Genomic DNA, 18,415 nt, shown 5'->3' with positions numbered 1-18,415 from the left:
CTAGTCGCCGAGGTTCTCGTCCAGGTGGGCCCGGACATTATCCCAGAGGTCCAGAACGTCCACGTTGAGCTTCTCCCAGATTTGGATGATGAGGGGGTCGGCCGCGTCCACGAGCCCCAAAAGTAGGTGCCCCGTGCAGATTTCCGTGTGCCGCCTGCTTGTGGACGCGGTCATCGCCAGCTCGAGTGTCTGCTGGGCGCCCGGAGTGAACGCCATTTTCTCGGTTGGCGGCTCCTGGCCCAACGGCACGATCTGCTGAATGACCCGTGACCCGTTCTCAAAGCGGACTCCGGCGGTAGCGAGCAGCCGAGCACCCAGGCCGGTGCCTTCGCCGAGCAGACCCAGCAGGAGGTGTTCTGCTCCGAGATAGTTGCGCTGGCGTTCGCGTGCTTCCTCCTGTGCGATCACGATGACCTGTCGCGAGCGCTCGTTGAACAGATGGAACATGACCCTCCCTATCTCCGGCTCAAGGTACATCTTGCCGGAGCAGGGTTCGGTGATGAGTTACTGTCACGGCATGAGCGCTGTGAAGGTCTTGGCTGGAACCGGTTTCGTGGCAGTCGCACTGCTCTCGGGATGCTCGGGTGTCATCAATCAGGGTGGGGATACCCCATGCAAGGACTTCATCGCTGCCGAGGAGCAGAAGCAGAACGACGCGGTGAGCAAGATGCTCAAGGATCAGCGTGGGCGTGATGCCTCGAATCTGGAGATCTCCGCGACACGTACCTCGGTCACGATGTACTGCAAGACGCTGGGGAACGACAGCAGCAAGATCCGCGAGGCTCCCCACATCTAGGTAGGGCCTTCCACACAGTGTTTGCCTGGCCGCGGATATGTCCGGCTGGGGTTGCGGGCAATCGCCCCGCGCTGCGCTGGGCAATCTGGTCACGGCAGTGATAGGAACCACATCCGTTCCTGGGCAGTGATCCGCGTCATCGGGTACGCTCGCGCGGTGCATGACCGAAAACCCCAGGTAGGACTACTATTATAGTCGCTGATGTAATTAGTTGCGACAAGTTGCTCAGTCACCCGCGCGGGCTGGTGTGGGAACTGATCAGCTCACCCGACATGTACCCGATGTTCTTTACCGGGGTCGGTTCCTGCGAGACCTTGATCGAGAACACCGAGACGGGACCCGATCCCGAATACCTGGTGCTGTCGGCCAAGACCACGGCCCGCGTTCGGCTGATTCTCAGCAACACCAAGGAAAGCCTCGCCATCGAGGGCGTCGATAACGACGGTCTGATCTCCGTCCGGTTGTTCGAGGAACGTTCGGCGCAGACCCGGGTACGCATCACGGTGTTGCGGGCGGCCTCCGTCTTACCGCCCGGTATCAAGAAGCCGAGCGTGGCGGTAAACCAGTGGTTGATGGATGGGCTGGACAAAATCGACGACTATCTGTCCGGCGCGTCGACTTCCACCGTGTCCAACATGGGTGATGGCGGAAATATTCAACTCAGCATCGCCCGGCTGATGGTGGGGGTCGGCGTGGTGCGTATCCCGCGCCCCGACCGCGGACTTCGCCAGTTGGGCTCACTGGCGCGGTGGGGATTTACTCTTCAGGGTGGATACGCGGCCGCGGCGGCCCGCGCCCCCAAGCAGCTCGCGATTGCCGATGACGCCGGACAGCTGACCTTCGAGCAACTCGACCGGCGCGCCGAGGCGATGGCTACCGGTCTGATGCGCGACGGCGTCAATGAAACATCCAAGATTGGCCTGCTGGCTCGCAACAACATTGCCATGGTCGAGTGCCTCATTGCCTTCGGCATGCTCGGTGTGGACGTGATGCTTCTCAACAACGCATTGGCAGCAACCCAGATCCAGATTGCTGTGGCGCGGAACAATCTCACCAAGGTGTTCGTCGACGACAATCTGGATGAACTCGTCAGGTACGTGCCCTGGGAGGTCGAGCTCGTCAGCACCGGTCGGCGCAGTGCCATCAATGGCCGCCGCGGGCTCGATGACTTCGTTGTCGCCGACAAGCCGGGAGTGTTGCCGCCCACCCGTCCCGGCCACCAGGTGGTGCAAACCTCCGGAACGTCAGGAACCCCCAAGGGAGCGTTGCGGCCGACGCCGCGTGGGTTCGCCGTCATTGCCGCGATGCTTTCGCGGATGCCGATGAAGATGAACGAGACCATGCTCATCTCGGCGCCTGTCTTCCATGCCTGGGGACTGGGCTGCCTGCAGATCAGCACCCCGCTGCGCGCGACGGTGATCCTGCAAGAGAAGTTCGATCCGGAAGAATGCCTGCGGGCCATCGCCACCCGCAAGGTGACCACGCTGATTGCCGTCCCCGTGATGTTGCAGCGCATCGTCGATCTGCCCGCCACGGTCCGCCAGAAGTACGACACCTCGAGCCTGCGACTGGTTGCATGCAGCGGGTCGCCTCTGAATGCCTCACTGGTGCAACGGTTTACCGAGGCGTTCGGTGAAGTGCTCTACAACTTCTATGGCTCCACCGAAGTGTCTTGGGCCACCATTGCCGACCCCGCGGATCTTGCGATCGCTCCCACCACCGTGGGGCGGCCGCCGTTGGGCACCACCATCGCGATTCTCGATGCCGACCGGCGCCCGGTGCCGCGCGGCGTGACGGGGCGAATCTTCGTCGGCAATGAGATGTTGTTCGATGGGTACGTCGCCGATCCGTCTCCGGCCTCGGTCAACGGTCTGCTGGACACCGGCGATCTGGGTCACCTGGATGCCGATGGTCGTCTGTACATCGATGGGCGCGACGACGAAATGATCATCTCCGGCGGTGAAAACGTGTTTCCCCGGCCGGTGGAAGACGCGTTGGCCTTCTTGCCGCAGGTTGCCGATGTTGCCGTCGTCGGGACCTCCGATGACAGCTTCGGTCAGCGGCTGTCGGCGTTCGTCGTGCTGCACAAGGACGCCGGTCTCGACGGAGACATGGTGCGCGCCTTCATCAAGAATCGGCTCAGTAAGTTCCATGTGCCCCGCGACGTGTACTTCGTCAACGCGCTGCCGCGTACGTCCACCGGCAAGGTCATCAAGCGACTGTTGCTCGCGGACTGCGCGCGCGATGGGATCAGGCCGGAGTAGTCACGCCTGAAGGGGGGAGGCGGTCCACCCGCTCCATCGGGAAACATCGGTCAGCACCATAGGGCCGGCTGGCGGAGTTTCTCGATACTGCCGATATTTGTTGGCAAGCAGGCTGATCCAGGCCGGATCGGGCTTGTCGAGTGTCCGGGCTATGCCATCGGCGCGCGCCCACCACAACGCTGACCAATCCTCGTCGTAGTGGTCCACTAGGAAGCTGACGGCGGGATTCGCGGCGACGTTGCGCAGTCGCTGTAAATCGTTGCGTGACTTCGGCTTGTGATCAACCGCCCAGCAGATGACATCATCGGCGACCACGAAGGTCACCGGAACCAAGTGCGGCACAGTCGATGCGTGCACCGTCGCCAGCCTCGCCACCGTCGCCGTTCGGAAACGGCTCCGTGCGTCGGCCGGGTCGAGTCGCACGCCTAGTGCGCGCCCCCGTTGCAGATGTTGGACAGCACGTGGAAGTTGTTGACGCCGTCGAACAGTAGGCCCCCCACCGCAGCGCCACGATCGATGATCTCGGGGGAGGAGCGCACCTCGGGGGCGGCCACCAGCCACGTTCCGGAGAGGTCGTAGGCGCCGCTCAGGCCGTCGGCGTAGGCGGTGAGCTGCTGGCGGGGCCCGGGTTCGGTGATGCCGTCCAGGTTGGCGCGTACGCCGTCGTTGACTCGTCCCCACATGTCGCGGGCCTGCCCAATGGCATCGACCTGACGGTCCAGGCCGGAGTAGGCGGGGTTGTCGCCGCGCAGGTACATCAGGGCCTCGGTGACGATCGGGCCGTTGTTGGCCGGGTCATCGACGGCCTTGGACATCTGGTTGATCGCGGCGCAGGTCGATTCGTCCGCGCTGGCCACCGGGAGGCCCGCGCCGAACGGAATGAGGGTGCTGACGGCGACCGCGAGCAGACCAGATCGAACCCACGCCATGAAGTCCTCCAGAGGTGAAGCAAAGCTACTTGTCTCTAATTGATCAGCGCAGCCTATCCGAAGTGAGGCATTCCAGATACCTGAGCGGTGCCCGACGGTCAGCTAACATCGGCGAGCATGACTCTGGTTGCGGAGGGGCTGGCGCGGACTTTCAAGCGTCAGGTTGCGGTTGTTGAGGCCGACATCACACTCGTGCCTGGCCAAATCACCGGGCTGGTCGGGCCGAATGGCGCTGGAAAGACCACCTTGTTACTGATGCTGGCTGGTCTGCTGCAGCCCTCCGACGGCAGCATCCGAATAGACGGCGAGGTGGTAGATCCCGTTCGGCTCCGCGAACGTGTGGGCTGGATGCCCGATGTGTTCGGAACGTGGGAATCATTGACCGCCCAGGAGATCTTGATCGCTTTTGCGCGGTTGCACGGCCGGTCGATAGCGCAGGCGCGGCAACGTGCGGCGGCTCTGCTTGCCGAAGTGCATCTGACCGATTTTGCCGGGCGTCCGGCGCAGGAGCTCTCGCGGGGCCAGAAGCAACGACTGGGTTTCGCACGCGCTTTGGTTCATGAACCCCGTGTGCTGCTACTCGATGAGCCCGCCTCCGGTATGGATCCCAGATCCCGTGTCGAACTGCGTGATTCGCTGAGAGCTCTGGCGGATGGAGGTTGCGCGGTACTGGTTTCCTCACACATCCTGAGCGAGCTGGGGGAGCTGGTCGATCACGTCGTGATGATGAGGGCGGGCTGCACCACGCCGCCGCCGGCCGCATTGGGGAGCACGTGGCGGATCCGCCTCTTGGGTCAGCCCGTTGGCGCGTCGACTCAACTGACCTTCGCAGACGATGATGAGGCAGCTCAATACCTTGCGCACACCGTCGGTTCAGGGACCCGGGTGCTTGAGTTCGCGCGAGCGACGAGCGCCTTGGAAGATGCGTATTTCGCACTGGAAGCGGAACGTACATGATCGCGTGGTGGCAGCCCATCGGGACCATTGCCGGATTGGAACTGCGTCAACGTGTCCGGACTACACGTTGGTGGATGACCCTGGGGGCCGCCTTCCTGGTCATCACCCTGCTGGTATTCGGTTCGCGCTATGCCGCAACGGCAACCGGTGATGGTTCGGCCTCGGGCTGGGACCGGGAGTTCTATGCGATAGTCGGCGGGTTCGTCCTGCTCCTCGGGTTGGTGGTCGCACCAAGCATGACGGCGACATCGATCAACGGCGATCGCAAGGACGCGAATTTGGCGGTGGTACAGGCGACTCCGATTACCGCGGTGCAACTGGCAGTCGGCAAGCTGCTCGGAGGCTGGACTGCCTCGCTTGCGCTCCTCGCGGTATCGGCGCCCTACCTGATCTGGGCGGTATTGGTGGCGCCCTATTCGATCGTTACCTCGTTGTTGGGCATCGCCGTCGCCGCGTTGTTATTCCTGTGTTACTGCGGTATCGGACTCGGGTTCTCGGCGCTGTCGGCGCGCCCGGTGAGCTCCGCAGTGCTCACCCAACTGACAGTCTTCTTCCTGATCCTTGGCCTGCCGGCGATCATGGGCCTACTCACTCCGTTTGTCCGGGAGACGTCCGTTGTGCTGCGGCCGCGATGGGACTACTACAGCTCGGTGCCCACCAGCTGTAGGGAAGAGCCTCAGACGGTCACGGTCACCCATACCGAGCGAACCTGGTGGCTGGTGGCGGCCAACCCTTTCGTAATGGCCGCCGATGCGGTATCGCAGAGCGATCCGGCGTTGACTGCTAAGCCGGAGTCGCGCGGTGACGTCGTTGTGCACGAGCCCTATGACACGATCCTGCTGTCGCTGGCACGGGATGTGTCGCAGCTGCGGTCAGGATCCGAGGATAACCGGGACATCGGTTGTTCCGAGCGTTCCCGTAGCTGGGTCGAAGAACAGGAGCAACGCAGTCGTTTCGTGGGTGACACCTGGTATCTGGGTCTTGTGGTCAATCTCGCGTTGGGTGCGGGAGGCCTCGCGATTGCCATACGCCGCTTACGGGTGCCGGTCGAGACGTTGCCGCGCGGAGTGCGGATCGCCTGAGGCACAAACCACTGCGGCCCCTCCGGGTGAATCCCGAAAGGGCCGCAATGGATCTTGATCAGTGCATCACTTGAGTTCTGCGGAGCTCAGCCCCAGCAGGCGGCGGGCCACCACCAGCTGCTGGATCTGCTGGGTGCCCTCGAAGATGTCCAGGATCTTCGAGTCGCGGCCCCACTTCTCCAACAGGGTGCGCTCGGAATAGCCAGTGGTGCCGGCCATTTCGACAGCCTTGAGGGTCACATCGCTACCGACCCGACCGGCCTTGGCCTTGGCCATCGACGCTTCCATCGAGTTGGGGATGTTGTTGTCGGCCTGCCATGCGCTACGCAGGGTCAGCAGGTACGACGACTCCCAGTCGGCTTCCATGCGCAGGAACTCGGCCGCGGCCGCGTGCTGAGCGTGAGCAGGCCGGTCGTAGGAGATCTCGATGCCGGCGTCTTCAAGAATCTTACGCAGTTCCTCGAGCGAGGCCCGCGAGACTCCGACGGCCATGGCCGCGACGATCGGGCGGGTGTTGTCGAAGGTGCTCATCACACCGCCGAAACCCTTTTCGGTGTTGATCTCCGGATCGGACAGGATGTAGTCCTTGGGGATCCGTGCATTGTCGAAGCGGATGACCGCGGTGTCGGACGCCTTGATACCGAGCTTCTCCTCGAGACGCTCGATCGTCACGCCCGGGTGCTCACGCGGAACCAGGAAAGACTTGATGGCCGGACGGCCCTTGGTCTTGTCCAGGGTGGCCCACACCACGATGTGGGTGGCACGCGAACCGGCGGTGACGAAGATCTTCTCGCCGTTGATGACGTACTCGTCACCATCGAGCTTGGCGGTGGTGGTGACCGCGGCGGAGTCCGAACCGAAGCCGGGCTCGGTGATGGCCATGGCGGCCCACACCTTGCCGAACTTGTCGGCGTCTTCCTTGGTCGTCACGCTCGACACCGCGGCGTTGCCCAGCCCCTGGAAGGGGATGGTCAGCAGCAGACCGCAGTCGCCCCAGCTCATCTCGAGGGCATTCAGCAGCGCGGACATGTTGGCGCCGTTGACGTTCTGCTTCTCGGTGTTCTCCTCGGCGCGGAAGGCCTCGGCACCGGCGAAGGCGAACGTGCCCGCGGCGGTGACGCCGGCGAACAGCGTCTCCAGGGTGTCCAGCTCGACGGGGTAGGTGTGCTCGGCCAGGTCGTACTTGCGGGAGATCGGCCGTACCAGCTCGGCAGCGCCCTGGTGCCCCTTCTCCTGAACCGCCTGCAACTTCTTGGGGAGTTCCAAATTGATTGCCATGGAAAGACTTTCGTTTAGTAGAGGTTCGGGGCTTAGAGGACTACGACGCCTTCGGCGACACCGATGGCACGCAGGTTGCGGTACCAGCGCTCCACCGGGTGCTCCTTGGTGAAGCCGTGGCCGCCGAGTAGCTGCACGCCGTCGAGGCCGATCTGCATGCCCTTGTCGGTGGCCAGCTTGCGGGCCAGGGCGGCCTCGCGGATGAACGGCAGGCCCTGCTCGGCACGGGAGGCACCGCGCAGCGTCACCAGACGAAGGCCGTCGAGCTCAATGGCGATGTTGGCGCACATGAAGGCAACGGCCTGGCGCCGGGCGATGGGCTCGCCGAATGCCTCGCGCTGCTTGACGTAGGGGATCACGTAGTCGAGCACGGCCTGGCCGGTGCCGACCGCCAGGGATGCCCAGCCGAGACGGGCCAGTGCGACGGCCTCCGAGTAGTCGGACTCTCCGGCTCCGTCCTCGCCCAGCAGGCCGGCGGCGGGAACCGCGACGTTGTTCAGGTTCAGCCGGCCCAGGGCCGCGCCGCGAATACCCATGCTCGGGTCTTCCTCGACCGTGATGCCCTCGGTGCCGGACTCGACGATGAACAGCGACGGGCGGCCGTTGTAGTTGGCGGCCACGATGAACAGCTCGGCCTGGGCGGCAGCGGGAACCAGCGACTTGACGCCGTTGAGGCGGAAACCGCTGGGGGTGCGGGTGGCGGTGGTCTTCAGGCTGAACGGATCGAACAGTGCCTGCGGCTCGGCGATGACGACAGAGGCCTGCGGCACGTTCTCGCCCGCGAACTCCTTGAGGTAAGTGGCCTGCTGGTCGGCGCTGCCCCAGTTGGTCAGTGCGGAAGCCACACCCGACGGCGCGAGGATCGGCAGTGCCAGACCCAGGTCGCCGTATGAGAGAGCTTCGGCGACAAGGGAGTTGGTGACGGTCGAGCGCTGCGAGGCGATGCCGTCGAAATCCTCGGGGATGTTGATGGCGGTGACGCCCAGCTCGGCGACCTTGCTCAGCAGATCGGCGGGGTAGGTCTTGTTCTTGTCCGACTCGTAGGCGGCCGGACGGATGACCTCGACGGCGAATTCCTTCACCGTGTCGGCGATCATCTTCTGCTCGTCCTCGGGAGTGAGGTCGAAGTAGTCGGCGTTCGCCTTGTCGAGGCGCTTGGGGGCGCCCTTGCTGCCGGTCACCTTCTTGAAGGTGCGGTTGGCAACGCCGAGGGTGGTGAACAAGCCCTTCGTGGTCTCGAAGATGCCCTTGTTGAAGGCTCCGCGCAGGTTGTACTTGTCCAGCAGCTCCGAACCCGCGATCGGGGTCAGCACCGCGATGAGGATGTCGATCGCGCCGCGCTTGTGCTTCTGGAGGCCGACGCCGGTCTCGTGTTTCGCCAGGCTCTTGCTCTTGGCGGCCTTCTTCTCGTCGCGCGGGGTCAACGTGTTGGTCATGTCACCAGCCGTTTCTGGGGTCAAAGTGGGGTTCTGCCGGAGTAACTGATCGTTACCTTACTCCGAAGTAAGAACCGTATCTTACTAAGCGGTAAGGTCCGCACAAAACGAGGTGCATGTCACACCGATGGACCCCGCGGCACGCGGGCTCTACCGCTCGCGGCGCTGGGAGTGCGAGAAGCTGGGCCCTCAGGACAGGGCGCGCAGTACTTCCTCGTGCAGCAATGCGTTGCTTGCGACGGCACTACCGCCATGTGGGCCGGGCTCACCGGCCAGATTCGTGAAGGTGCCGCCGGCCTCGCGGACCAGGATGTCCAGCGCGGCCAGGTCCCACAACGAGACCTCGGGTTCGGCCGCGATGTCGACCGCTCCCTCGGCCACCAGGCAGTACGAGAAGAAGTCGCCGTATCCCCGGACCCGCCACACCGCGTCGGTGAAGTCGATGAATCGATCGCGCGTACCGCGGTCGGCCCAGCCCGACAGGCTGGAGAACGACAGACTGGCAGACGCCAGCTGGTCGACCCCGGAAACATGGATCAGCTCGTCCTCGCCGGAGCCGACCCGGCGGTGGGCACCGAGCCCGGCGGCCGCCCACCACCGGCGGGACAGCGCCGGGGCACTGATCACTCCGACGACGGGGACGCCGTCTTCAAGCAATGCGATGAGCGTGGCCCAGATGGGGACGCCACGTGCGAAGTTCTTGGTGCCGTCGATGGGATCGACCACCCACTGCCGACCGCTGAAGGCGGCCTCTCCGCCGTATTCCTCGCCCAGCACCGAGTCCGCTGGACGTGCTCGATGCAGCAGGGAGCGCAGGACGGACTCCACCGAGGTGTCTGCGTCGGTTACCGGCGTCAGGTCGGGCTTGGTGTCCACCCGAAGATCGAGCGCGCCGAACCGCGACGTGGTGATTTCATCGGCAGCATCGGCCAATTCGAGTGCCAGCCGACGATCTTCGCGCAAGGAGACGGTGGGCGTCATGCCTGCAGTCCTACCATGGACGTGTGTGGGAATTCGTGGTGCTACTGCTCATCGGCGGCTCGCTGGTTTTCGTCATCATGCAGATGCGACGCGGCAGGCAGGCGCAATCCGGTACGAACGCGGCGCAAGGGACCCTGTTGGTGACGGGTGTGAGCCCTCGTCCCGAGGGAGTGACGGGTGAGCAGCTGGTTACGATCACCGGTGCGCTCAATGGTCCGACGGTCGCCGAATACATCACCTATCGGCAGATCGTGCGTGACGTCAACGATTGGCCGCGCATCGGCGATCTGATTCCGGTGCTGTACTCACCGAAGAATCCCGAGCGTTGGGATGTGTTGTTAGCGCCGTCGCCGGGGGCCACCACTGCGCAGCAATACCCGAGCGGGCCGCCATCGATCGAAAACATCGATCCGGTACCCCCTCCACCGCCGCCTGCAACGCCGCCGCCACCTCCGGCAGCTTTTGGGGGTCCGTCGTCAGCGGAGGATCCGGCCAAGAAGCACGAACCGCCGCCGCGGTACTACGAACCTCCGCCGCTGTAGCTACGCGGTCTGCTGTAAGAAGTTCGCCAATGCGACGAGGCGATTCTCGGTCTCACGCTTGAACATTCGCTCCGCGATGGGCTCGATGATCGCCGGCCTGCAGGTGAAGGTCATGGTGTATGTCGCCAGCGACATGTCCTCGCGGTGCTCGGTGGCGAGGTCGGTGTCGTCACTGTCGATCGGTTCATGACGGAGCGAGGCGGCCCACTTGCTGAAGAAGGGCGGCGTGGATTCGAGCTTGATGGCCGCCAGATGCGGTGGTTTGAACGTGACGTATCGGGTGCGAAATGAGTAGCCGCCCAGGATCCAGCGCGCGGTACAGACAGCCACCTTGCCAACGTCGGCCTTGCCGCCCTCCACCGACGCGCGGCGTAGCAGGGTGTCCCATTCCAGTCGCCGGCCGTAATCGTGGAGCAGGTCGAACGTCCGCTCGCAGCTGGCGGGCATGACCTGTGACACCACGATATGGACGGTCACGGATGAGCCTCGTGGGCGAAGACCAATGTCATGGTTCGCCGTGTCGTCCGGTTGCGGCGAGCAGGTCGGGCACGGTCTCGAGCTTCACCCGGGGGCGGCCCTGTGGCTCGCCAGTTGCGCGCTCATGCGAATCGATGGTCAGCCAATCAGACTGGGACACGATGTGTGGTTCGTGACCCAAAAGCCATTCCTCCAGGGCTGCGGTATCTGGTGCGGCGCCCAGGTCGGCGGTCGTCAGATCCGCGAGCAGCGTGTCGACCGTCTCCTGTGAGTCGCTCTTGTTGGTTCCGATGACGCCGACCGGGCCACGTTTGATCCAGCCGACCACATACTCGTTCTCGCGGCCCTCGATGCGTCCCGCGTTGTTGAGGATGACCCCACGTCGGGAATCGAAGGGCAATCCCGGCACCGGAACTCCGCGATACCCGATGGCACGCACCACCAGGTGGGTGGGCAGCGTCTCGCGTTCGCCCGTGTCGCGGGCCGCGACGTACCCGTCTTCATCTACTAATTCGTTGTGGCCCACAGTGATTGATTCGACCTCGGTATCACCGTGCAGCTCGATGGGGGAGGTGCGAAACCGGAACACCACTCTGCGATGGCCTTCGGTGTGCGGTCGTTCCGAGAACTTGCGCAAGGTGTCGATGTTGGTGCGGGTGGGCTTGGGTGCGGCCGCCAACTGCTCGTCGGTGATGTCGGCCAGGTCGTCAGGGTCCACCACGACGTCGACGCCGGGCAGATCGCCCATCTCGCGCAGCTCCAGTGGGGTGAAGGTGGCCTGCAGCGGTCCGCGCCGGCCGATGATAACAACCTCACGGATCGCGTTGTGGTCCAACGAATCCAGGGCGCGATCGGCGATGTCCGTGGTGTGCAGCGACTCCGGATCCATGCCCAGAATGCGTGCGACATCCAGGGCCACGTTGCCATTGCCGACGACCACCGCGCGTGCGCCCGACAGGTCGACCGACACCTTCTGGTACGTGGGGTTGGCGTTGTACCAACCCACCACGTCGACGGCCGCGATGCAGCCCGGCAGTTGATCGCCCGGGATGCCCAGGGGCTTGTCGGACTGGGCTCCCACCGCGTAGATCACCGCGTCATAGCGCGACGCTAATTCCTCGGCGGTGATCTGTTCTCCCACTTCGATATTGCCGAAGAACCGGAAGCGCGGGTGCGTTGCCGTCTTCTCGAATACCGCACTGACCGACTTGATCTTGGGGTGATCCGGTGCAACCCCAGACCGGACCAAACCCCAAGGGGTGGGCAGCATTTCGAGCATGTCAACATGCACGTCGAAATCGGGGTGTTTGAGCAGCGATCCGGCGGCAAAGAAGCCCGAGGGCCCCGCACCGACGATGGCGACGTGAACGGCGCGCACCCTCGTCCATCCTTATCTGCCCGCCAGGGGGCAGCGGCTGTCGTCGGCTATGGGCTGGCCGACAGGGGGCTGGCCGCGGTCCTGTGCGGACGGGTTACCCCACCGATGCTAGCGACGGTTACGAGGGTGCGCGGGTAGACCTGCGGACTAGGCCCGCATTTCGTACACACCGGACAGCGCCTCGACCCGATTCCAAATCGCGTCGAAGCGTTCGGAATTGAATACCGGTTCTGAAATCACGTCCTTGGCCCACTGCCGTTGGGACGCGGTGGCCTCGCGCTTGCCGATCAGATCGACCGCGTACTGCGAGAAATCCCGGTTGAGGATCTCGAAGATCTGGTCGATGAGCTGCTCGTCGGCACCTCGCAGCTTGGCCTGTTCCAGGATCAGACCGCCGTAGACCACCAGGGTGAACAGCTCGCCGATGCTGAGCTGCAGATCCAGTCCGGCGCTCTTGATGGCGTCCTTCTCCGCGGCCACCAAGGTGGCCAGCGCCTCGGCGCGCTCGGTGAAGGCCGCGACATTCGGGATGCCGGCGTTCTCCGCGAACGGCTTGCGCCAATCGTGGAACTGGACCTTACCCAGGCCACTGGCCGGGCCCTGGTTGAACAGAAACTCGTCGTCGCGGGCTTCCAGCTGCACTCCGGGAACCGCGAGATCCTGGGAATGGTGCAGGTAGGCGGGCATGAACTTGAGGATCAGCGCCAGGTTGACGGCCACCGTGCCCTCGAGCTTGGGCAGGCCGGCCACGTCGATACGTGCCGCGGTGGTGTAGGTCTCGGCCTCGAATGCCTTGGCCGACATGACATCCCCCAGCAACGCCAGCACCTTCTCGGCTTCGGTGGTGGCCTTCATCTTGGTGACCGGGTTGAACAGCAGGTAGCGCCGATCCTCGGGGCTGGCGGTGCGGAAGTAATCCACGGCGCGCTCGCTGAACAGCTTCATGCCCATCAACCGGGCGTAGGCGTCGACGAACTCGCGGCGCACGTGGTCGAACTTGGTGACCGGGCTGCCGTACAGAATGCGGTTGTGTGCGTGGGTGACCGACTCGTACAGGGCGTGAGTCGACAGGCCGATGCCGCCGAAGCACAGGTTGAACTTGCCGATGTTGACGGTGTTGAGCGCGGCGCTGAAGGCGTCGGCGCCGACGTGCAGGATGTCGTCCTCGCTGACCGGGTACTCGTCGAGTTCGAACTCTGCGACGTACATCTGCGACGGCACGACGTTCTTGATCACCGTGTAGTTGGGGTGCTCGCTGTCGGCGAGGAAGAAGACGTACTGGTCCAGTCCGTCGCGGCCTTCGACCCGGCCGAACACCGACACGATGCGGGCGCAGTTGCCATTGCCGATGTAGTACTTGCGGCCCGATGCCTTGTATCCGCCACCTTCGACCGGAGTGAGCACCAGGTCGGTGGAGTAGATATCGGCGCCGTGGGCCTGCTCGGACAGGCCGAAGGCCGCGACGGCCCCACCGTCGAGCAGGTCGGCAGCGCGCTTGCGCGGGTCGGTGTTGGTGCTCTGCCACACCGGCCCGAGCCCGAGCACGGTCACCTGCCACGGGTACCAGTAGTTCAGGCCGTAGAAGCCGAGGATCTCCGACAGCTTGGCCACCCGGGCGGTGTCCCAGCGCTTGTCGGTGTTCCCGGCGCCGTCGGCGGCCGGGGTGAGGAAGGTTGCGAACAGCTTCTCGCTCGCCGCGAAGTCCAGGAAGTCCTGGTAGAAGACCTTGTCGACATAGTCCTTGAGCAGGCGCGTCTTGCCGCGATTCTCGAACCAGTCGACGGTGGCCTTCAGGAGCCGGCGTGTTTCACCGTCGAATTCGGCGAAGTCGTCCTGGGTGGGGTGAAGCAGCTCGGTCTTGGGGGCGATGTTCGTATCCTGACTCACGGTCAGGAACTTACCAGTGCGTCAGTTTGGATAGGGAGGGACGGGGATTTGAACAGCACGTGCACAACCGTCGGTGGGTCAGTTGGCGTCGCGTGCCGTGCGCCGGTCGGTCTGGTCACGTTGGTGGGTGCAGTGCCGGTGGCGCCGCCGTCCCAGGCGGGCCAGCGCCATCAGCGCCAGGTCGTCGGCATCCATCGCGGGCCGGTGCGGCACGTAATCATCGAGTAGGGCTACCTCGACGCCCTGCTTGTCCAGGTCATCGCGAATGCCCGCCGTAAACGTCGAGTCGGCGCTGCGGGGTTGAGTGTGGTGCGAAATCCTTTGTGTTGCCAGCGATCTCACCATGATGATGCCGCCCCGGCCGCGATCGGCGATGCGGTGGCCAAATCGATGGGTGAGGTAGAGCGTGCGCATTCGGTTCAGCACCGGTTCGCCGAAGCGGCTGCTGCCGCTGTCTTCGTCGGTGATGCATACCAGCAGGCCTACGTCGATATCGTCGGTCGCCGCGGCGAGCTCGCCGGTGAAGACGTCGGGCGATGCGGTTCGCACGCTCACGCCCGAGGTCACGGCCAGTGTGTAGGCGTCGGCCCGTCCGCCGTGCGCCGCGAGCACCACGTTGATGCCGTTCGCGGCGATATGGCGCGCGAATGCGGTCGCCGTTTCGGTCTCTCCGGCCGCGATAACGGCCCATGGCCCGTACCGTGATCTTGGTAGCGCGGCCAGCTGCCGCCCGAAGGAGTACATGTCTTTCGAGTCCCCCGGGTAGCTAAGTAGTTGAGTATTGCATTTCTTGTTGAAATTCGATATATCAAATTCAACGGAATAGTAACAGCCGGATAGTCGGATCGGGGTGGAAATGACGAAGTCCGCACCCGCGGTCGTGCGCGCAACCCAGGTTCTCGACTACCTGGCAGCGCGGCCCGTTCAGCCGCTGTCGATGACCGAGATCGCCGAGGCAATAGGCGTCAACCCGGCATCGACGCTCGCGATACTTCAGGCGCTCACCGAGGCCGGATACGTCGTTCGCCATCCCCGCCACAAGACGTATTCGATCGGTCCCTCCCTACTGATTACCGGTCATGCCGCCCGGATGCGATTTGAGATCGCCGACGTCGTGGACGCCGAGGTGAAACAACTCGCCACCGCTTTCGGCACGGCATGTACGGGGTCGATGATCGCGGGGGAGGACGTCGCGGTGATCGCGTCGTACGGTCGCTCACCCAGCGGTGGCAGCTACCAGGTGGGGCAACGCATTCGGCTCAGCGCGCCGGCGGGCCTGGTGTTCATGGCGTGGGCGTGCGATGCGGACGTGCGGCAATGGCTGCTTCGCGCTACTCCGGTGATTACCGATGAACTCTGGGACGGGATGCAGGCCATGCTGGCCGGCATTCGTGCGCAGGGATATTTCGCGTCCGTGCACAGTGATCGTGTCGACAAGTTCTACATGCAGTTCGGCGAGGCAGCTCGCCACGGCAGCGTTGGCGAGAAGCGCGACATCATTCAGTCGGTGCTCGCCGCTCTGTTGGCCCGCATGGGCGAGCCGATCGACTTCAGTGAGCCACGCCGGATCGGGTTCCTGGGGGCGCCTGTGTTCAACGCCGAGGGAGAGGTTGCCGTGATGCTCAGCGTGCTGGGAACACCCGACAGCCTCACCGAAGCCGAGGTCACCGACGCGGGCAATCGTCTGCGCTACAGCGCCGACCACATCACGTCGGTCACCCACGGCAGGCAGGGCGCCAGCACCTAGACATCGGGTCGGAATATTGCGCTCAGTCAGCCCGGTAGCCTGAACAGTTGTGGATCTGGACTGCCAAGCCGACATCGCTGACCTCGACACGACCCTCACCACGGTGGAGCGGGTGCTCGACGTCGACGGTCTGCGTGCCCGGATCAAGACACTCGAAGAAGCCGCCGCCGACCCCAACCTGTGGGATGACCAGGCGCGCGCCCAGCAGGTGACCAGCCAGCTCTCGCACGCACAAGGTGAGCTGCGTCGTGTGGAAGCACTGCGGCAGCGTCTCGACGATCTGCCGGTGCTCTACGAGCTCGCCGAGGAAGGCGATGACCCCTCGGTGGTGGCAGAGGCCGATGCCGACCGTGCCAAATTGCGCGAGGACATCGAGGCCATGGAGGTCCGGACGCTGTTGTCGGGCGAGTACGACGAACGCGAAGCCGTGGTCACCATCCGGTCCGGTGCCGGCGGTGTGGACGCCGCGGACTGGGCCGAAATGCTCATGCGCATGTACATCCGCTGGGCCGAGGCGCACAAATATCCCGTCGAGGTTTTCGACACCTCCTACGCCGAAGAGGCGGGTATCAAGAGCGCGACCTTCGCAGTGCACGCACCCTTCGCCTACGGCACGCTGTCGGTCGAGCAGGGCACGCACCGGTTGGTGCGAATCAGCCCGTTCGACAACCAGAGCCGGCGGCAGACTTCGTTCGCTGATGTCGAGGTGCTGCCGGTGGTGGAGACGACCGATCACATCGACATTCCCGAAGGCGATCTGCGCGTCGACGTGTACCGATCCAGCGGCCCGGGTGGTCAGTCGGTGAACACCACCGACTCGGCGGTGCGTTTGACTCACATCCCGACGGGGATCGTCGTCACCTGCCAGAACGAGAAGTCGCAGCTGCAGAACAAGGTCGCGGCGATGCGCGTGCTGCAGGCCAGGCTGCTGGAGCGTAAGCGGCAGGAGGAGCGCGCCGAGATGGATGCGCTCAAGGGTGATGGCGGCAGTTCATGGGGCACCCAGATGCGCTCCTACGTGCTGCAGCCGTATCAGATGGTCAAGGACCTCCGTACCGAGTACGAGGTAGGTAATCCCGCGGCGGTACTGGACGGGGACATCGACGGATTCATCGAGGCGGGAATTCGGTGGCGCAATAGGCGCGATGACTAGCGCCACCGAGTTCAACGCGGCGAGCCTTCGCCTCCACGAGCGCTGGAACACCCTGTGGTCCAGCGAGGTTGGTCGCTGGCTACTCGACAGCGGTCTGCAGATCGTCATCGCCGTCCTGGGTGCGATGATCCTCGTGCGCTTCATCAACTGGGGCGCGCACAAGATCACCCGCCGGCTGGACCGTTCGTTTACGCAGAGCGATGCGCTGGTGCGCTCCGAGGCCAGTAAGCATCGCCAGGCACTCGCCTCCGTCGTCTCCTGGATCGTCGTGGTGCTGGTCGTTGTCGTCACCACCGTGCACGTCGTTGGGGTGCTGGGCATCTCGATAGGCGGGCTCGCAGGTCCCGCCGCGGTGCTCGGTGGCGCGCTCGGTTTCGGCGCCCAGCGCGTCGTCCAGGACCTGTTGAGTGGCTTCTTTCTCATCACCGAAAAGCAGTACGGCTTCGGTGATCTGGTGGAGCTCTACGTGCAGGGACAGACCACCGAATCCCGGGGGACCGTCGAGGAGGTCACCCTGCGGGTGACCAAGTTGCGTTCCAGTGAGGGCGAGGTCATCACCATTCCGAATGGGTTGATCGTCAAGGCGGTCAACTTGTCGAAGGACTGGGCCCGCGCGGTCGTCGATATCCCGGTGCCCACGAGTGTGGACCTGGCCCGGGTCAACGATGTGTTGTACGACGTCTGCCAGCAGGCGCTGGTGGACCGTGATCTGTCGCAACTGCTGCTCGACGCCCCGTCGCTGATGGGTGTGGAGAGCATCGAGGTGGACCGGGTCAACGTGCGCATGGTGGCGCGGTCGCTGCCCGGTAAGCAGTTCGAGGTGGGCCGGCGGCTGCGCGCCAAGGTCATCGCGGCGCTGGCCAAGGCCGGCGTGGCGTTGGTGGGAGACAGCCGCCCGGTGGTGCGCACCATGTCGTCCTCGAGCTCCGGAGAGCTCAAACGTGACACCAAGCGCGAGGAGGGCCGCGAGGAGGGCGTTGACACCAAACCCCAACCGATCGTGAAGGACGAGGATCTCAAATGAGTGAACCTCGCCAGGAACCGCTCTGGGAGAAGCTTCTGTCCTCGGCGGCCAAGATTCGGGCAAAGGTCAGGATCCGCACCTCGACCGCCATGCTCATTCTTGCGTTCGTCGCGGCGAGCTGGCTCTACGAGATCAACAAGCCCGAGCCGGCGCCTCCGCAGCCGCCGCCGGGATACACCTGGGTGCCCAAGCCCAGCGTCACGACGACCACGCCGCGACCGGTACCGAGCACCACGAGGCGTCCGACGACCACTACGGCGCCCACCACGACCACGACGACGGAGCCCACGAACACCATCGTCACGACATTTCCGACGCTGACACCCAGCGGAACGCCGCCGACACCCCCGACGACAACCCCACCTCCGCCACCCGGATGGTTGCCCCCCTGGCTGGTCCCGCCGCAGCTTCCGCCGCCGGGTGCACCTCCCGCGACGCCTCCAAGCCCCGCGCCGTAGTGCGCCCTCACGGTCATCACGGGTTT

19 protein-coding genes are annotated in these 18,415 nt (G+C 64.4%); 8 read left to right on the top strand and 11 right to left on the bottom strand.

What is annotated here, in order from left to right:
- Window positions 1–447 (bottom strand): Clp protease N-terminal domain-containing protein, encoded by a 447-nt coding sequence (locus HBA99_RS17875; RefSeq protein ID WP_109494396.1) that lies wholly within the window; start codon window positions 445–447, stop codon window positions 1–3.
- 52 nt (window positions 448–499) lie between these two features.
- Between HBA99_RS17875 and HBA99_RS17870 the strand changes: the two genes are divergently transcribed.
- Complete coding sequence (locus HBA99_RS17870; protein WP_030096976.1) at window positions 500–796, top strand: hypothetical protein; 297 nt, start codon at window positions 500–502, stop codon at window positions 794–796.
- A gap of 191 nt (window positions 797–987) precedes the next feature.
- The gene (locus HBA99_RS17865; RefSeq protein WP_234798103.1) at window positions 988–3,060 is read left to right on the top strand and encodes an AMP-binding protein; all 2,073 of its coding nucleotides are present in this window, start codon (window positions 988–990) and stop codon (window positions 3,058–3,060) included.
- Here the strand turns inward: HBA99_RS17865 and HBA99_RS17860 are convergent, their stop codons facing one another.
- On the bottom strand, window positions 3,061–3,483 hold the full coding sequence (locus HBA99_RS17860; protein WP_070952154.1) for a TIGR03668 family PPOX class F420-dependent oxidoreductase: 423 nt from the start codon (window positions 3,481–3,483) through the stop codon (window positions 3,061–3,063).
- 2 nt (window positions 3,484–3,485) lie between these two features.
- Window positions 3,486–3,989 carry a hypothetical protein gene (locus tag HBA99_RS17855; protein WP_070952155.1) on the bottom strand — a complete coding sequence of 168 codons (504 nt, stop codon included), beginning with the start codon at window positions 3,987–3,989 and terminating at the stop codon, window positions 3,486–3,488.
- Window positions 3,990–4,106: 117 nt separating this feature from the next.
- On the opposite strand from HBA99_RS17855, the gene HBA99_RS17850 reads away from it, so the two are divergent.
- Together HBA99_RS17850 and HBA99_RS17845 are read left to right on the top strand one after the other, a co-directional pair.
- Window positions 4,107–4,946: an ABC transporter ATP-binding protein gene (locus tag HBA99_RS17850; protein ID WP_070952156.1), complete on the top strand. Its 840-nt coding sequence runs from the start codon at window positions 4,107–4,109 to the stop codon at window positions 4,944–4,946.
- A complete protein-coding gene (locus tag HBA99_RS17845) occupies window positions 4,943–6,028 on the top strand; it encodes an ABC transporter permease (RefSeq protein ID WP_070952157.1) in 1,086 nt (361 codons plus the stop codon). Before HBA99_RS17850 ends, HBA99_RS17845 begins: the two co-directional genes overlap by 4 nt.
- A gap of 66 nt (window positions 6,029–6,094) precedes the next feature.
- On the opposite strand, the gene HBA99_RS17840 is transcribed toward HBA99_RS17845, so the two are convergent.
- The 3 genes from HBA99_RS17840 to hisN form a co-directional block, all read right to left on the bottom strand.
- The gene (locus HBA99_RS17840; protein ID WP_030096980.1) at window positions 6,095–7,306 is read right to left on the bottom strand and encodes an acyl-CoA dehydrogenase family protein; all 1,212 of its coding nucleotides are present in this window, start codon (window positions 7,304–7,306) and stop codon (window positions 6,095–6,097) included.
- Window positions 7,307–7,338: 32 nt separating this feature from the next.
- Window positions 7,339–8,742 carry an acyl-CoA dehydrogenase family protein gene (locus tag HBA99_RS17835; protein ID WP_057964393.1) on the bottom strand — a complete coding sequence of 468 codons (1,404 nt, stop codon included), beginning with the start codon at window positions 8,740–8,742 and terminating at the stop codon, window positions 7,339–7,341.
- A 189-nt stretch (window positions 8,743–8,931) separates the two neighbouring features.
- Window positions 8,932–9,723: a histidinol-phosphatase gene (hisN, locus tag HBA99_RS17830; RefSeq protein ID WP_070924738.1), complete on the bottom strand. Its 792-nt coding sequence runs from the start codon at window positions 9,721–9,723 to the stop codon at window positions 8,932–8,934.
- A gap of 23 nt (window positions 9,724–9,746) precedes the next feature.
- On the opposite strand from hisN, the gene HBA99_RS17825 reads away from it, so the two are divergent.
- Entirely contained in the window at window positions 9,747–10,265 is a 519-nt protein-coding gene (locus HBA99_RS17825) for a hypothetical protein (RefSeq protein WP_044105224.1), read from the top strand.
- Here HBA99_RS17825 and HBA99_RS17820 read toward each other — a convergent pair whose 3' ends face one another.
- The 4 genes from HBA99_RS17820 to HBA99_RS17805 form a co-directional block, all read right to left on the bottom strand.
- The gene (locus tag HBA99_RS17820) at window positions 10,266–10,742 is read right to left on the bottom strand and encodes an SRPBCC family protein (protein ID WP_070924736.1); all 477 of its coding nucleotides are present in this window, start codon (window positions 10,740–10,742) and stop codon (window positions 10,266–10,268) included.
- 28 nt (window positions 10,743–10,770) lie between these two features.
- The gene (locus HBA99_RS17815) at window positions 10,771–12,120 is read right to left on the bottom strand and encodes an FAD-dependent oxidoreductase (RefSeq protein WP_070924735.1); all 1,350 of its coding nucleotides are present in this window, start codon (window positions 12,118–12,120) and stop codon (window positions 10,771–10,773) included.
- Window positions 12,121–12,267: 147 nt separating this feature from the next.
- On the bottom strand, window positions 12,268–14,007 hold the full coding sequence (locus HBA99_RS17810; protein WP_070952158.1) for an acyl-CoA dehydrogenase family protein: 1,740 nt from the start codon (window positions 14,005–14,007) through the stop codon (window positions 12,268–12,270).
- A gap of 78 nt (window positions 14,008–14,085) precedes the next feature.
- On the bottom strand, window positions 14,086–14,751 hold the full coding sequence (locus HBA99_RS17805; protein WP_070924731.1) for an SDR family oxidoreductase: 666 nt from the start codon (window positions 14,749–14,751) through the stop codon (window positions 14,086–14,088).
- A 112-nt stretch (window positions 14,752–14,863) separates the two neighbouring features.
- Here HBA99_RS17805 and HBA99_RS17800 point away from each other — a divergent pair, with 112 nt between their 5' ends.
- The 3 genes from HBA99_RS17800 to HBA99_RS17790 are packed head-to-tail and all read left to right on the top strand — an operon-like array spanning window position 14,864 to window position 17,931.
- Complete coding sequence (locus HBA99_RS17800) at window positions 14,864–15,754, top strand: IclR family transcriptional regulator (RefSeq protein ID WP_070924729.1); 891 nt, start codon at window positions 14,864–14,866, stop codon at window positions 15,752–15,754.
- Window positions 15,755–15,803: 49 nt separating this feature from the next.
- A complete protein-coding gene (prfB, locus tag HBA99_RS17795) occupies window positions 15,804–16,907 on the top strand; it encodes a peptide chain release factor 2 (RefSeq protein ID WP_030096989.1) in 1,104 nt (367 codons plus the stop codon).
- Window positions 16,900–17,931: a mechanosensitive ion channel family protein gene (locus HBA99_RS17790; RefSeq protein ID WP_070952159.1), complete on the top strand. Its 1,032-nt coding sequence runs from the start codon at window positions 16,900–16,902 to the stop codon at window positions 17,929–17,931. The genes prfB and HBA99_RS17790 overlap by 8 nt, the downstream gene beginning before the upstream one ends.
- 124 nt (window positions 17,932–18,055) lie before the next feature.
- Here the strand turns inward: HBA99_RS17790 and HBA99_RS24880 are convergent, their stop codons facing one another.
- Window positions 18,056–18,406 carry a hypothetical protein gene (locus tag HBA99_RS24880; RefSeq protein ID WP_234798106.1) on the bottom strand — a complete coding sequence of 117 codons (351 nt, stop codon included), beginning with the start codon at window positions 18,404–18,406 and terminating at the stop codon, window positions 18,056–18,058.
- Between the last annotated feature and the right edge of the window lie 9 nt (window positions 18,407–18,415).

Origin of the sequence: Mycobacteroides chelonae (assembly GCF_016767715.1) — a bacterium.
GTDB classification, from domain to species: Bacteria; Actinomycetota; Actinomycetes; order Mycobacteriales; family Mycobacteriaceae; genus Mycobacterium; species Mycobacterium gwanakae.
This window is presented reverse-complemented; position numbering and strand designations above follow the sequence as displayed.